The sequence below is a fragment of the Comamonas testosteroni genome (assembly GCF_030505195.1).
Taxonomy (GTDB): domain Bacteria; phylum Pseudomonadota; class Gammaproteobacteria; order Burkholderiales; family Burkholderiaceae_C; genus Comamonas; species Comamonas testosteroni_G.
The window spans coordinates 1692199-1705546 of record NZ_CP129672.1 but is presented as its reverse complement, the minus strand read 5'-3'; the positions used below and the strand labels follow the sequence as shown (position 1 = coordinate 1705546).

Annotated in this window: 13 protein-coding genes and 1 tRNA gene; 3 read left to right on the top strand and 11 right to left on the bottom strand. The window is 62.2% G+C overall.

The window, feature by feature from the left end; translation table 11 throughout:
* Positions 1 to 37: 37 nt before the first annotated feature.
* The 4 genes from QYQ99_RS07830 to QYQ99_RS07815 are packed head-to-tail and all read right to left on the bottom strand — an operon-like array spanning position 38 to position 3776.
* Positions 38 to 868, bottom strand: coding sequence for an ATP-binding cassette domain-containing protein (locus QYQ99_RS07830; RefSeq protein WP_302092146.1), 831 nt, complete (start codon positions 866 to 868; stop codon positions 38 to 40).
* Complete coding sequence (locus QYQ99_RS07825; protein WP_302092145.1) at positions 865 to 1893, bottom strand: ABC transporter ATP-binding protein; 1029 nt, start codon at positions 1891 to 1893, stop codon at positions 865 to 867. The genes QYQ99_RS07830 and QYQ99_RS07825 overlap by 4 nt, the downstream gene beginning before the upstream one ends.
* A gap of 18 nt (positions 1894 to 1911) precedes the next feature.
* On the bottom strand, positions 1912 to 2817 hold the full coding sequence (locus QYQ99_RS07820; protein WP_302092144.1) for an ABC transporter permease: 906 nt from the start codon (positions 2815 to 2817) through the stop codon (positions 1912 to 1914).
* Entirely contained in the window at positions 2814 to 3776 is a 963-nt protein-coding gene (locus QYQ99_RS07815) for an ABC transporter permease (RefSeq protein WP_302092143.1), read from the bottom strand. The genes QYQ99_RS07820 and QYQ99_RS07815 overlap by 4 nt, the downstream gene beginning before the upstream one ends.
* A gap of 175 nt (positions 3777 to 3951) precedes the next feature.
* On the opposite strand from QYQ99_RS07815, the gene QYQ99_RS07810 reads away from it, so the two are divergent.
* Positions 3952 to 4212: a YfhL family 4Fe-4S dicluster ferredoxin gene (locus tag QYQ99_RS07810; RefSeq protein WP_302092142.1), complete on the top strand. Its 261-nt coding sequence runs from the start codon at positions 3952 to 3954 to the stop codon at positions 4210 to 4212.
* An 80-nt stretch (positions 4213 to 4292) separates the two neighbouring features.
* Here the strand turns inward: QYQ99_RS07810 and pth are convergent, their stop codons facing one another.
* From pth to QYQ99_RS07775, 7 genes are all read right to left on the bottom strand, one after another.
* Positions 4293 to 4931, bottom strand: coding sequence for an aminoacyl-tRNA hydrolase (gene pth / locus QYQ99_RS07805; RefSeq protein ID WP_302092141.1), 639 nt, complete (start codon positions 4929 to 4931; stop codon positions 4293 to 4295).
* Between the two features lie 129 nt (positions 4932 to 5060).
* A complete protein-coding gene (locus QYQ99_RS07800; RefSeq protein WP_302092140.1) occupies positions 5061 to 5684 on the bottom strand; it encodes a 50S ribosomal protein L25/general stress protein Ctc in 624 nt (207 codons plus the stop codon).
* A 156-nt stretch (positions 5685 to 5840) separates the two neighbouring features.
* The gene (locus tag QYQ99_RS07795; protein WP_003066035.1) at positions 5841 to 6800 is read right to left on the bottom strand and encodes a ribose-phosphate pyrophosphokinase; all 960 of its coding nucleotides are present in this window, start codon (positions 6798 to 6800) and stop codon (positions 5841 to 5843) included.
* 44 nt (positions 6801 to 6844) lie between these two features.
* A tRNA-Gln gene (locus QYQ99_RS07790) sits at positions 6845 to 6921 on the bottom strand.
* A gap of 30 nt (positions 6922 to 6951) precedes the next feature.
* Positions 6952 to 7827: a 4-(cytidine 5'-diphospho)-2-C-methyl-D-erythritol kinase gene (ispE, locus tag QYQ99_RS07785; protein WP_302092139.1), complete on the bottom strand. Its 876-nt coding sequence runs from the start codon at positions 7825 to 7827 to the stop codon at positions 6952 to 6954.
* A 59-nt stretch (positions 7828 to 7886) separates the two neighbouring features.
* The gene (locus tag QYQ99_RS07780; protein ID WP_302092138.1) at positions 7887 to 8408 is read right to left on the bottom strand and encodes an outer membrane lipoprotein LolB; all 522 of its coding nucleotides are present in this window, start codon (positions 8406 to 8408) and stop codon (positions 7887 to 7889) included.
* Positions 8405 to 10192, bottom strand: coding sequence for a tetratricopeptide repeat protein (locus QYQ99_RS07775; protein WP_302092137.1), 1788 nt, complete (start codon positions 10190 to 10192; stop codon positions 8405 to 8407). The genes QYQ99_RS07780 and QYQ99_RS07775 overlap by 4 nt, the downstream gene beginning before the upstream one ends.
* 50 nt (positions 10193 to 10242) lie before the next feature.
* Between QYQ99_RS07775 and mutM the strand changes: the two genes are divergently transcribed.
* Both mutM and QYQ99_RS07765 read left to right on the top strand, forming a co-directional pair.
* A complete protein-coding gene (mutM, locus tag QYQ99_RS07770) occupies positions 10243 to 11082 on the top strand; it encodes a bifunctional DNA-formamidopyrimidine glycosylase/DNA-(apurinic or apyrimidinic site) lyase (protein ID WP_302092136.1) in 840 nt (279 codons plus the stop codon).
* Positions 11083 to 11349: 267 nt separating this feature from the next.
* Entirely contained in the window at positions 11350 to 13347 is a 1998-nt protein-coding gene (locus tag QYQ99_RS07765; RefSeq protein WP_302092135.1) for a dynamin family protein, read from the top strand.
* Position 13348: the final 1 nt, after the last annotated feature.

Here is a 13348-nt window from a genome sequence, read left to right as displayed (position 1 = left end):
GCTGCTGCGAGTGTGAACAACTGTTTGCCGGACCGGTTCAGATGACCCGCGGTGCGGCCTTGACCAAGGCCTGGGTATAGGGGTGCTCGGGGGCGGAGAACAGCTTGCGCGGTGTGCCGCGCTCCACCACTTCACCCTGATGGAGCACGATGACCTGATCGCAGACATGCTGGACCACGGCCAGGTCATGACTGATGAACAGATAGGACAGGCCCAGCTCGCGTTGCAAGTCCTGCATGAGATTGAGCACCTGGGCCTGCACCGAGACGTCGAGCGCGCTGACCGGCTCGTCGGCCACGATCAGGCGGGGGCGGGTAATCAGAGCGCGGGCAATGGCAATGCGCTGGCGTTGGCCGCCGGAGAACTCGTGCGGATATTTGTCGGCGTCCTGTGCGCGCAGACCCACCTGGTCAAGCACGCTCATCACCTGCTGGCGTCTGGCAGGGCGAGTGAGCTTTTCATGAGTCGTTCCCAAAGGCTCGCTGACGATGGCTTCCACTGTCATGCGCGGGTCCAGCGATCCATAGGGGTCCTGAAACACCATCTGGAAGTCGCGCCGCGCGGCGCGCAGTTCCTGTTCGCAGAGGCGGTGCAGATTGCGGCCCAGCAGTTCCACCCTGCCTTCGCTGGGACGGTCCAGCGCCATGACCAGGCGCGCCAGTGTGGACTTGCCGGAACCCGATTCGCCGACCACGCCCAGGTTCTGTCCCGCTGGCAATTCAAAGCTCACGCCGCGCAGTGCCTGCAGCGGCTCGGGCTTGTGCCACAGCGATGTGCGGGGGCGTGAATAGGCGCGTTTCAGGTCGCTAACCCTCAGCAAGACTGCGCCGCTGGTTCCTGTTTCAGAAGTTTCGGCCGGCTTGATCATGTCTTGGCTCCTGCCGTCAGCACCTGTTCATACAGGCAGCGTGCCATATGGGGCTTGCGCCAGGAAGCCAGAGAGGCCGGTGCCGCCACGCTGGGCTGGTGCAGCGTGCGCGGCTGGGGGCGCTGCACATAGCAGTCGTCCTGGGTGTGGGCGCAGCGGCCCGCAAATGGGCAGCCTGCGGGCAGATCCACGAGCTCTGGCACGGCTCCGGCGATGGTGGGCAGATGGGCTGTACCTTCTGTGGCGTGCAGTTGCGGGCGTGCAGCAAACAGGCCGCGCGTATAGGGGTGGGCGCGCCTGGCGAACACCGCTTCCGTCATGCCGGACTCGACCACGGTGCCGCCATACATGACCAGCAGCTGCTCCGCATTCTGGGCAATCACGCCCAGATCATGGCTGATGAGAACCAGCGCCATGGAGTGCTCGGCCACCAGCTCCTGCAGCAGATCCAGAATGCGCTGCTGAACCGTCACATCCAGAGCGGTGGTGGGCTCGTCGGCCACCAGCAGATCGGGGCCGCAGGCCAGTGCCATGGCAATCATGATGCGCTGGCGCTGGCCGCCGGAGAACTGGTGCGGATATTCATCGAGCCGCTGTGCGGCCTGCGCAATGCCCACCCGCTCCAGCAGCTCGGTGGCGCGGGCGCGGGCCTGGGCGCGGCTCATTCCCTGATGAAGCCGCAGCGGCTCTGCGACCTGGCGGCCGATGCTGTGCACGGGGTTGAGGGCGCTCATGGGCTCCTGAAACACCATGGCCATGCGGTTGCCGCGCAGGGCGCAGAGCTGGCGCTCGCTCAGGCCCAGCAGTTCCTGGCCGTCCAGCTGGATGCTGCCGTCCACTTGCGCGTGCTCGGGCAGCAGGCCCATCAGCGCCAATGCCGTCAGCGATTTGCCGCAGCCCGACTCGCCGATCAGGCCCAGTGTGGCACCGCGCTCCAGCGTGAAGCTCACATCGCGCACGGCCTGGGCACGGCCGCGATGGGTCTGCAAATTGATGGTGAGGCTGGAGACTTCAAGCAAAGCCATGGTCGGTATCCCTACGCATTAGCGCTCGCGTGTCAGTCGGGGGTCCAGCAGGTCGCGCAGACCGTCGCCCAGCAGGTTCAGACCCAGCACCGACAAGGCGATTGCCAGGCCGGGCCAGACGGCCAGCAGCGGCGCCTGGAACATCAGGGTCTGGGCTTCGCTGAGCATGCGCCCCCAGGATGGCTGGGGCGGCTGCGTGCCCAGCCCCAGATAGGATAGGGCGGCCTCGGCCAGAATGGCCAGCGCAAACTGAATGGTGGCCTGCACGACCAGCACGGCAGCAATATTGGGCAGCACATGCTGCACCGTGATGGCACTGCGGCTTTTGCCGCAGGCGCGCGCGGCCAGCACGTAGTCGCGGGCCCAGATGGCATTGGCCGAGGCGCGGGTGATGCGCGCAAAGGTGGGGATGTTGAAGATGCCGATGGCAATGATGGCATTGACCATGCCGGCTCCGAACACGGCTGTGAGCATGATGGCCGAGAGCAGGGCTGGAAAGGCAAAGGTGAAGTCCGCCAGCCGCATGATGATTTCTTCCACCCAGCCGCGGCGTGCGGCGGCGACAAGGCCCAGCAGCACGCCCAGCGCCAGTCCTATGCCCACGGCAATCAGGCCCACGGCAATCGAGGCGCGCGCACCGACCAGAATCTGCGAGGCCGTGTCGCGCCCGAAGGCGTCGGTGCCCAGCCAGTGCCGGCTGCTGCTGGCCTGCAGGGCGGCGTCCATGTCCACTTCATAGGCCGAGCCGGGCGTCCAGACAAAAGACAGCAGTGCGGCGGCAATCAGCAAGGTCGTGAGCAGGGCGCCGAGCACAAAGCTGCGGTGCTGCAGGGCGCGTCGGCCAAAGCCCTGGGGCTGTGCACGCGTGAAGGCGCGTGTCGGGTAGTGGGCCGCGCTGGCGCGCGTATCGGTCTGCCTGCTCATATATCGCCGGCCTTGATGCGGGGGTCGATGGCGGCATAAAGCACGTCGACGACAAAATTCACCACCACCACCATGGCGGCTAGCAGCAGCACGCAGTTGCGCACCACGATCACGTCGCGGTTGGAGATGGATTGAAAGATCAGCCGGCCCAGGCCCGGCAGATAGAACACGTTCTCCACCACGATGGTGCCTGCCAGCAGGTTGGCGAACTGCAGTCCCATGACGGTGATGACGGGAATCATGGCGTTGCGCAGCACATGACGCCAGAGCGCCGCACTGCGTGACAGCCCTTTGGCGCGCGCCGTGCGTACAAAGTCCTCGCGCAGCACCTCCAGCACCGCAGAGCGGGTGATGCGCGCCAGGATGGCGGCCTGCACCACGGCCAGCGCAACAGCAGGCAGCAGCAATGCCTGCAGCGCAGGCCAGAAGCCGCCGCCGGCCTCCTCGCTCCAGCCCGGAAAGCCGCCTGCCGAGAACCATTGCAGCTTCACCGAGAACAGCAGGATCAAAAGAATCGCAAACCAGAAGTTGGGGATGGCAATGCCGATCTGGGCCAGGCCCATGAGGCTCACATCGCCCCAGCGCTTGTGGTTGGCGGCCGCAAACACGCCCGCAGCAATGGCCAGCACGGCGGTGATGCACATGGCCATGATGGCCAGCGGCACGGTGACCGCAAGGCGTTCCCAGACCAGCTCGGCCACGGGCGAGCCATAGACGTAGCTGTCGCCCATGTCGCCGTGCAGCAGGCCGGCTATCCACTGCCAGTAGCGCGTCAGCGCGGGCTGGTCCAGGCCCAGTTGCTGCGCCATGGCTGCCACGGCCTCGGGCTCGGCATCGGGGCCCATGAGCATCTGGGCTGCATCGCCGGGAAGGACTTCCAGCACGGCAAAAACCACGATGGAGGCACCGATCAATGTGGCGATCAGCGTGAGCAGGCGTTTGAGCAAGAAGATGCTCATGGCGTGGGGCGTTGTTTCATCGTGAAGTGGGCTCAGACGCAGGGTTTGCGTGCTGCGCAGCATAGCGGCAATTGTGCCGCGTCCGAGAGGGGGGTGCTTTGTCCCGGGCGCTGCCATGTCTTGGGGAGCTTGGGATAATGTGGGCCGATACCGAGAACTGCACAGGAGCTGGCACATGGCATTGATGATTACCGATGAATGCATCAACTGCGATGTGTGCGAGCCCGAGTGCCCCAACGATGCCATCTATATGGGTGAGGATTTCTACGAAATCGATCCGCACAAGTGCACCGAGTGCGTGGGCCATTTTGACGAGCCCCAGTGCGTGCAGATCTGCCCTGTGGCCTGCATACCGGTGAACCCCGAGTACATTGAAAGCCGTGAGGTGCTGTTCAAGAAATATGAGCAGCTTACGCAGGCCAAGAAAGAAAGTTAAGGCTTTTTGAGTCTGAAGTCGTTGTATATCAAGCGCTAATAGCTCCTTATTCAGGAGCTATTTTTCATTCTGCCTCGGGTTCAAGCCTCGCCAGCAGCGGGCTGGGCGGCATCGGGGGCAGGCTTGCGGGGGGGCTTGGGGCGTGGTGCCTTGGTGGTGTGGATGACCAGAGTGGCCTTGTCCATCTGGCCGGCCACCATATCGGGCCAGGCCTTGAGCGAATGTGCGATGGCGTCTTCGATCAGCTTGAGCTGGTCGGGGGCCGGCTTTTTGAGCACCCAGCTGGCGACCTCGCCCTTGTGGCCGGGGTGGCCGATGCCCACGCGCAGACGCCAGTAATTGGGCGAACCCAGCTGGGCATGGATGTCGCGCAAGCCGTTGTGGCCGCCATGGCTGCCGCCGAGCTTGAGCTTGACCACGCCGGGCTCGAAGTCCAGCTCGTCATGCACGACCAGGATTTCCTCGGGCTGGATCTTGAAGAAGCGCGCCAGTGCGCCGACCGACTTGCCCGAGAGATTCATGAAGGTCTGCGGCTCCAGCAGCCAGACGTTCTGGCCGTGGATGCTGGTGCGGGCCATCAGTCCCCAGTAGCTGCGTTCGGGAACCAGACTGACCTTGAGTTCGCGCGCCAGCGCATCGATCCACCAGAAGCCGGCATTGTGCCGGGTGTCTTCATATTCAGGGCCAGGGTTGCCGAGGCCGACAAACAGTTTGATCATTGCTCGATTATCTTCTTGCCAGCAAAGCTGGGCGGACAGGGGCTGTTCTGCATGGGCCAAAGAAAAAGCCCACCGAGGTGGGCCTTTTCTTGGAGTACAGCGGCAGCCGCCGTACCGAAGTCACAAGAATTACTTCTTGCCCTTCTTGGCGGGAGCAGCTACGGGAGCAGGTGCAGCGCCTTCGGCAGGAGCCACTTCGGGCAGCTTGATCGAGATCAGCGAAGGGTTCTTGTTGGCGCCACGCACCACAGCCTTCACGCCGTTGGGCAGCTTCAGAGCTTGCAGGCCCAGCACGGACTTGGAAGTCAGAGTGCTCAGGTCCACCTTGATGAACTCGGGCAGGTTTGCGGGTTCGCAGATCACTTGCAGCTCGTGCATCAGAGGAGTCACGGTGCAGTTCTCGCCCTTCACGGCGGGGGATTCAGCAGCGCCTTCGAAGTGCAGGGGCACGTTCATGTGCAGCTTGGTGTTGCCGTCCACGCGCTGGAAGTCGATGTGTTGCACCAGCTTCTTGTAGGGGTGGAACTGCACGTCGCGCAGCACGACCTTGGTCACTTGACCGTTGATTTCCATGTCCAGGATGCTGGAGTGGAAAGCTTCCTTGTGCACAGCGTGCCACAGGGCGTTGTGATCGATTTCGATCAGTTGGGCTTCACCAGCACCGTAAACGATACCGGGGGTCTTGCCCGACAGACGCAGACGGCGGCTCGCACCCGTACCTTGCTTGGCGCGCTCAGTAGCGACGAATTGCATAACTAACTCCTAGATGGGCGGACCGCGACCAGTCTCGCCCGATTGATAAAAGAATCTGCACCTTGCAGCAAGGCCGTGGATTCTTGCGGTGGCCTCGAAACAGTCAAACCTCCCGAAGGAGGTTTGCTTGGGCTCAAGGCCGAAAAACCAGAGATTTTAAGCGGTAAACAGACTGCTCACCGAATCGCCTGTGGAAATGCGGTGAATTGTCTCGGCAAAGAGGCCCGCTACGGACAGCTGACGAATCTTGCCGCATTGCTGGGCTGCGGGGCTCAGAGGAATGGTGTTGGTCACAACCACTTCGTCCAGAGCGCTGCCGTTGCCGATGCGTTCCAGGGCCGGGCCCGAGAAGATGGGGTGCGAGCAGTAGGCGTACACGTTCTTGGCGCCGCGCTGCTTGAGCACTTCGGCAGCCTTGACCAGCGTGCCGGCGGTATCGATCATGTCGTCCATGATCACGCAGTTGCGGCCGTCGATATCGCCGATCACGTGCATGACTTCGGACACGTTCGCCTTGGGGCGACGCTTGTCGATGATGGCCAGATCGCAACCCAGCTCCTTGGCCAGGGCGCGAGCACGCACCACACCGCCAACGTCGGGGGAGACGACGATCAGGTCTTCGTAGTTCTTCTGACGCAGATCACCCAGCAGCACAGGGGTGGCGTAGATGTTGTCCACGGGGATGTCGAAGAAGCCCTGGATCTGGTCGGCATGCAGGTCCATGGTCAGCACGCGCTCGACACCTACGGCCTGCAGCATGTTGGCCACCACCTTGGCGGTGATGGGCACGCGGCTGGAGCGGGGGCGGCGATCCTGGCGGGCATAGCCGAAGTAGGGGATCACGGCGCAGATGCGCTCGGCCGATGCGCGCTTGAGGGCATCGACCATGACCAGCAACTCCATCAGGTTGTCGTTGGTCGGAGCGCAGGTGGACTGAACCACGAAAACGTCGCGGGCGCGAACGTTCTGCTTGATCTCGACCGCGACTTCTCCATCGGAGAATCGGCCAACGTCAGCAGCACCAAGAGAGGTACCGAGGTGCTTAACAATCTCTTCGGCCATGCCAGCATTGGCATTGCCTGTGAAGACCATGAAATCTGAGTGATGTGAATGCATTGTGCGTCCCAGTGCTGTGGGTTGCTATGACGCAAGAAGATGTTTGGCAGGGGAAGAAGGATTCGAACCTTCGCATGCCGGAATCAAAATCCGGTGCCTTAACCAACTTGGCGACTCCCCTACACAGGCCCTTTGTCGAAGACAAAAAGCCTTATAACTTGTTCTCTGGAATCCAGCTATTAAGTGGGTGTTTTTCCAGATTTCTGCAAACCCTGATCTGCCAAGAGCTTGGAGCACTGCTCAGATCAATGTTTTGCTCAATATTTTCCGCTATCGGTGCAAATACCGCACTTCCAGAGCCCGTCATTCTAGCATGTAATTTGAGTGATTCAAGCCAGCTTCTGACTTTCATCACTTCGGGCTGCAAGCCTTCAGCGACCGGCTGCAGGTCGTTTCGGCCAAAGCCGAAGTGGTTTGCAGCGAAGTCCTCAACTATAGCAGGCTTTGTGTCGCGTTTCAGGGACTCGCTGGAAAAAATCTTGCCGGTTTCCAAGCCCTGTTCGGGCTTGACCACCAGGAACTGCTGCTGCGGCAAGGCGTTGCGGCCTGTCAGCGGGGTGATGATTTCGCCGATGCCGCTGACCCAGGCCGAGTGACCGCAGAGGAAAAAGGGGACATCGGCGCCGAGCTTCAAGCCTATGCTTTGCAGTTCCTGGCGCGAGAGGTTCAGATTCCAGAGGCGGTTCAGCGCCATCAGCGTGCTGGCCGCATCGGATGAGCCTCCCCCCATGCCGGCTTGGGCGGGCAGTCGCTTTTCAATCCCTATGCGCACGCCTTGCGTGCAGCCGGAGGCTTGCTGCAGGGCGCGGGCCGCGCGTGTGATCAGATCATCGGCAGGCAGGGCAACGCCGTTGAGGTCTTCACGGCTGATGTGGCTGCTGACCGTACGCTCGAAATGCAGCACATCATGCCAGTCGATGAGCATGAAGACGGATTCCAGCAGGTGATAGCCGTCAGGCCTGCGGCCGGTGATATGCAAAAAAAGATTGAGCTTGGCCGGGGCCGGCACGTCATAAAGCGAGTGCATGGCGTGTATGTGTCAGTAAGAGAAAAACGGTGCCACGATAGCACCGGGTTGCCGGCCAGTCAGCGAGCGTCCTGATCGAGAACGATACGCAAAGAGGCCTCGGGTGGCGGGCTGATACGGTCGGCACGCAGGCGGCCATCGCTGATGCGCGAAAGATCGGTCTGCCAGCCGGTCACAGCCGTGTTCCTGCCTTGCAGCCAGTCGAACAGGGCGGCGACGGGAATATCGCTGCCTGTCATGCGGGTTATGAGTTCAGGCAGGGAGTCCGACTGGGTGATCTGATCGCCTTGCTGCAAGGTGGCTCCGCCACGCGTCCATTGCAGGCGGGCCATGATGGATCCCAGTGGGTTGAAGAGCAGCAAAGTACCGCTTTCGGGCTGACCTTGCAGCTCAAAACCTGCGCTGAAGGATTGCTGCTGGGCATCCTGGACCTGTAGCGCCATGCGGCCGGACCAGTGGTGGCTGGCCGCCACATCGAGCGGTAGCTGCCGTGCCGGTTGGGCGCAGCCGCCGAGCATGGCCGCTGCCAGAGCCAGCCCGAGGGCCGGAACAATCTTCAAGAAAGCCGGGCTGCGCTTCATGGCGTCACTTTGAGCCGTTTGAGCGTTTCCAGCAAAGTGTCATTGCTGCTGTCTGCCTTCATGCCCTGGCGCCAGATGAGTTGGGCGCGGTCTTGCTTGCCTTGGGCCCAGAGAACTTCCCCCAGGTGGGCGGCAATTTCTGCATCCTGACGCGTGGCATAGGCCTGCTCCAGCAGCTTTTCGGCTTCGTCCAGATTGCCGCGGCGGAAATGCACCCAGGCCAGGCTGTCGGTGATGAACGGATCACCGGGCTGCATGTCCAGAGCCGTCTGGATCAAGGTCTGCGCTTCTTCCAGCTTGATGCCGCGATCCGCGTAGGAGTATCCCAGTGCGTTGTACGCATGCTTGAAGTCGGGCTTGCGCTTGATGATGTCGCGCAGCAGGCGCTCCATCTCGCTGAAATTTCCGGCTCTTTCCGCGAGCAAGGCTGTGTCGTAGGTCAGCTCCACATCATCGGGTGCCTGGCTCAGCAGATGGGCTTGCAGCGCATAGGCTTCCTTGTTCAGGCCGGCGTCGCGCAGCAGCTGCACCTCGGCAATCTGCTTGAGGCGCTTCTGGTTGGGGCCGTTTGCCGGAATGGCCTGGATAAGGGCGCGAGCTTCCTTGACCTTGCCCTGGCGAGCCAGCAGATCGGCGCGCCGGGCCTGCACGCTGAGCAGGTTGGCGGCATCGGGAATGCGCTGCAGATAGACGTCGGCTTCGTCGTAGCGCTGGCGCTTTTCGGCCAGATCGGCCCTGAGCAGATAGAGCTGGGATTCGCCAGCAGCGCGACCCACACCCTCGGGCAGCTTGGGCAGCAGAGAGCTGAACTGTGTCAGGGACACGTCGGCAGCATCCAGCTCGCCATCCTGCAGTTGCAAATTGGCGAGCATGACCCAGGCTTCCGGAAATTCGGGGGCCTCGCGCGTGATGAGCTGCAGCTGGGTCTTGGCATCGGCATTGCGCTTTTGTCCCAGCAGCACGCGGGCATAGGTCAGGCGCAGCTGGGGCGAGTGATTTTTTTCAAGATAGCGCTTGACCAGCGGCTCCACTTCGGCGGAACCCGATTCCAGCAGCTCCATGGCCAGCAAGGCGACGGCACCCGAATCAGGACTGAGCTTGGCGCCGTTCTGCAACGCCTGCAGGGCGGCGGGCTTTTGGCCGGCGATCAGGCGCATATGGCCTATGGCGGCCCAGGCCATGGGGCCGTTCTTCGGGTCCTTGAAATCGATTTCCAGCGCTTGCTCGACCACATCGGCGGCCAGAGGCTTGTCCGAGGCATTGTTGTAGAGCTGGGTGATGGCCAGAAAAGTGGCGCTTCGATTGGCTTGCGGGGTCAGCTCGACCTCTCGACGCAGATAGCTGCCCGAGTCTGCGATGCGGTTCATCACCACCAGAATGCGCAGCACGGCGCGGTTGGCATCGCGTGATTCGGGGTAGGCCTCCAGCCAGGCGCGGGCATTGCGCAATGCGCGGTCGCCCGAGCGTGACTGAATGGCAAGTTCGGTGGCGCGACGATAGAGCTTTTCGTTGTTGCTGCCGCGCGCGGCCTCCATCATCAGGGCCTGAGCGTCCGTCAGAGCGCCTTCCTGAGCGGCCATCTCTGCCACCAGGATTTCGTAGAACAGCTCGGCAGACAGAGCTGCTTGCTCATTCTCAAGCTCCGCGGCCTGTTCGAGATCGGTGCTTTGCTCGATCTTGTCCTGCTGGGGGGGCGGGTCAGCGGTCTGGGCGGATGCGATTGCCGATCCCATGGCCAGAACGGCGGCCACGGCGAGTCCCTGAAAACGTAGAGGATGAACCATCGGCTCATAATAATCCAAGCTTGTTGAACACTTGGCGAAGATGAGATTGCATGCCTGAGTTGCCCGAAGTCGAGGTTACGCGCCGCTCTTTTGCTGACCGCATTGCGGGTGCGCAGATTGAGAAAGCCACCTTGGGAAAGCCCCTGCGCTGGCCTCTGGGACTGTTGCCGCAGGCACTGGCCGGCAAAGTCGTGCTGGGCGTGCGCAGACGCGGCAAGTATCTGCTGCTGGACCTGAGCGAAGGTCTGCTGCTCATGCACCTGGGCATGTCGGGCAGCCTGCGCTTTGCGGGCCTCGACGAGGAGCCGCTGGGCACGGCCGGAGCGCATGATCACTTTGACCTGCAGACATCGCGCGGCTTGCTGCGTCTGCATGATCCGCGCCGCTTCGGTGCCGTGATCTATGTTCCGGATGAGGGCGATGCCCTGGCGCGCAAGCTGCTTGACCATCTGGGTATGGAGCCGCTGAGCGAGGGATTCACGCTGGATGCCTTTCAGGCCGGGCTGGCCGCCAGCCGCTCGCCCATCAAGCAACTGCTGCTCAGCGGCAGCGTGGTGGTCGGTGTCGGCAATATCTATGCTTCCGAGGTGTTGTTTCTCTCGCGAATTCACCCGGCAACACCGGCGCGTGATGTGGGCAGGCGCAAGGTCAAGGTTTTGTATGAGGCCATTCGCACCGTGCTGGCCTTGGCGGTGGAGAAAGGCGGCACGACCTTGCGCGACTTTTCCGCAGCCAACGGCATGGAAGGGCACTTTCAGCTGGAGGCCCGGGTCTATGGCCGCGATGGCCTGCCTTGCTCGCATTGCGGCGCCGCCATTCAGCTCATGCGCCAGGGGCAGCGCAGCACCTATTACTGCGCCCGCTGCCAGAAAGCCGCGAAAACCCTCTGAATTTGATAGCTAATACCGCAGTTTGAGTATGCGTTCAGGCATGTTTTGACGTCACAATTTCATTTTGGTGCTTGATATGTCTCAGGGGCGCCGCCAATGCCCAGGCATTGGCGCTGTTCTGCGCCGTTGCGCGCAGATACTTTGCGGCTAGGGATATCAGGCCAGCCTCTGGAAGAGCCGTAGATGCTGTCAAGGGGCAATGCTATATATTGATCTGGCTGTCAGCCTTGGCTGACCCGGCGACTCAGACAAACAAGAGGGGTAGATGTGTCAGCTTCATTCAACGAGCAGTTCGGACAGTATGGTGCCTGGCGAAGGGGCTTTGCCACCCAACTGCAGGAGCTGCGTGAATGGTTGATGGCCCAGGATCTGCTGGACGCCTCGGTGCAGGAGCGCTTGCAGAGACTGGAAGAGCAGATGCGCACCGACAAGGTCATGGTGGCCTTCGTGGCCGAGTTCTCGCGCGGCAAATCCGAGCTGATCAATGCCGTCTTCTTCGCCCATTACGGCCGCCGGCTGATGCCGGCCAGTGCAGGTCGCACCACCATGTGTCCAGCGGAGCTGGGTTGGGAGCCGGAGTTGCCGCCCTGTCTGCGTCTGCTGCCCATCGATACCAGAGAGTCGCCGGAGAGCCTCGGCCAGTGGCGCATGCGCCCCGACGCCTGGGTGCAGCAGCCCCTGGATATCGCCGATGCACAGCAGATATCCGACACGCTGGCCAAGGTGGCCGAGGTGCGCAAGGTCTCCATCGATCAGGCCAGGGCCTGGGGCTTTTGGCATGACGACGATGCTGCCGACAACCCCATGGTCGATGCCGACGGTTGGGTCGAAGTGCCAATGTGGCGCCATGCCTTGATCAATATGCCCCATCCGCTGCTCAAACAGGGGCTGGTGATTCTCGATACGCCTGGTCTGAATGCAGTGGGTGCCGAGCCGGAGCTGACCGTCAATCTGATACCCCAGGCACATGCCGTGGTCTTTGTGCTGGGTGCCGATACCGGCGTGACCAAGTCCGACCTTGCCATCTGGCGCGACCATGTGCTGCCGGCAGGAGCCGGCAAGGCAGGGGGCGATGACGCCCTGGCTGCATCGCGTCTGGTGGTGCTCAACAAGGTGGATACGCTGTGGGACAGCCTGAGTTCTGGCGCGCAGGTGCAGGCCCAGTTGCGCCGTCAGCAGCAGGACTCGGCCCAGTTGCTGGGGGTGGCGCTGGAGCGCGTGCTGCCCATCTCCGCCCAGAAGGGGCTGGTCGCCAAGGTGGGGCGTAACGACAGCCTGCTTCAGGCCAGCGGTCTGCCCGCTTTTGAAGACCTTCTGGCCAATGGCATCATGGGGCAGCGCCAGAAAGTGCTGCAGGCCGCTGTGCGTACCAATGTGCAACAACTGCAGTCGCAGGTCGAGCGCGTCATCAATATGCGCCGCAGCGATCTCGACGACCAGTTGGCCGAGCTCTGCGGCCTGCGCGGAAAGAATGCGACGGTGATTGCCAGCATGCGTGCCCGCATCGAGGCCGAGCACAAGGAATTCGACCAGAGTGCCGGCCGCATCCAGGCCATGCGCCACATCCATATGCGCATGCTCAAGGAGCTGTTCCAGCTTCTGAGCTCGAGCACTTTGAAGGCCGAATTGGCCGGGCTGAAAGAGGCGCTGGATCAGCGCGGGCTCAAACTTGGCCTGCGCAAGGTCTATGAACAGACCTTCGAGCGTCTGCATGCTGTGGCTGCAACGGTACAGGACCAGGCCGATGAGATCCAGGCAATGATGAGCTCCTCGTTCAAGGAACTCAATGCGGAGTTCGGCTTCTCCCTGCAGACACCGCCGCAGCTGGTGCTGTCCGAGCTCAAGGACGACTTGCGCAGCATCGAGGGCAGCTACACCCAGTATCTGGGGCTTAGCAGTGTCATCAGGCTCGGCAGTGCCGACTTTTCGCAGCGCCTGATCAAGGCGCTGGCGCTGCGCTTGCGCACGGTGTTTGAAGCGGCATCGAACGACGTGGATATGTGGAGCAAATCACTGACTGCGCCTGTCGATGCACAATTGCGCGAACGTAAACGCAGTTACACGCGCCGCCTGGAGGCCGTGGACCGGATCAGCGGTGCAGCCACTGAGCTGGAGGAGCGCATTGCCGACATGGAAAATGTGCAAGCCCGCATGGGAATGCTGCAGACGCAGCTGATCAGCGCATCGGCGCAACTGCTGGATCCGATTGCGGCCGAGCGGCCGCAGGCCGCGTCCATGCCGTTGGACATCAACCTGGTAGCTTGAA

Bases quoted from the DNA above. Each gene is read 5' to 3' on its own strand.
- QYQ99_RS07830 (WP_302092146.1), bottom strand. From the start codon at position 868: ATGATCAAGCCGGCCGAAACTTCTGAAACAGGAACCAGCGGCGCAGTC.
- QYQ99_RS07825 (WP_302092145.1), bottom strand. From the start codon at position 1,893: ATGGCTTTGCTTGAAGTCTCCAGCCTCACCATCAATTTGCAGACCCAT.
- QYQ99_RS07820 (WP_302092144.1), bottom strand. From the start codon at position 2,817: ATGAGCAGGCAGACCGATACGCGCGCCAGCGCGGCCCACTACCCGACA.
- QYQ99_RS07815 (WP_302092143.1), bottom strand. From the start codon at position 3,776: ATGAGCATCTTCTTGCTCAAACGCCTGCTCACGCTGATCGCCACATTG.
- QYQ99_RS07810 (WP_302092142.1), top strand. From the start codon at position 3,952: ATGGCATTGATGATTACCGATGAATGCATCAACTGCGATGTGTGCGAG.
- pth (WP_302092141.1), bottom strand. From the start codon at position 4,931: ATGATCAAACTGTTTGTCGGCCTCGGCAACCCTGGCCCTGAATATGAA.
- QYQ99_RS07800 (WP_302092140.1), bottom strand. From the start codon at position 5,684: ATGCAATTCGTCGCTACTGAGCGCGCCAAGCAAGGTACGGGTGCGAGC.
- QYQ99_RS07795 (WP_003066035.1), bottom strand. From the start codon at position 6,800: ATGCATTCACATCACTCAGATTTCATGGTCTTCACAGGCAATGCCAAT.
- ispE (WP_302092139.1), bottom strand. From the start codon at position 7,827: ATGCACTCGCTTTATGACGTGCCGGCCCCGGCCAAGCTCAATCTTTTT.
- QYQ99_RS07780 (WP_302092138.1), bottom strand. From the start codon at position 8,408: ATGAAGCGCAGCCCGGCTTTCTTGAAGATTGTTCCGGCCCTCGGGCTG.
- QYQ99_RS07775 (WP_302092137.1), bottom strand. From the start codon at position 10,192: ATGGTTCATCCTCTACGTTTTCAGGGACTCGCCGTGGCCGCCGTTCTG.
- mutM (WP_302092136.1), top strand. From the start codon at position 10,243: ATGCCTGAGTTGCCCGAAGTCGAGGTTACGCGCCGCTCTTTTGCTGAC.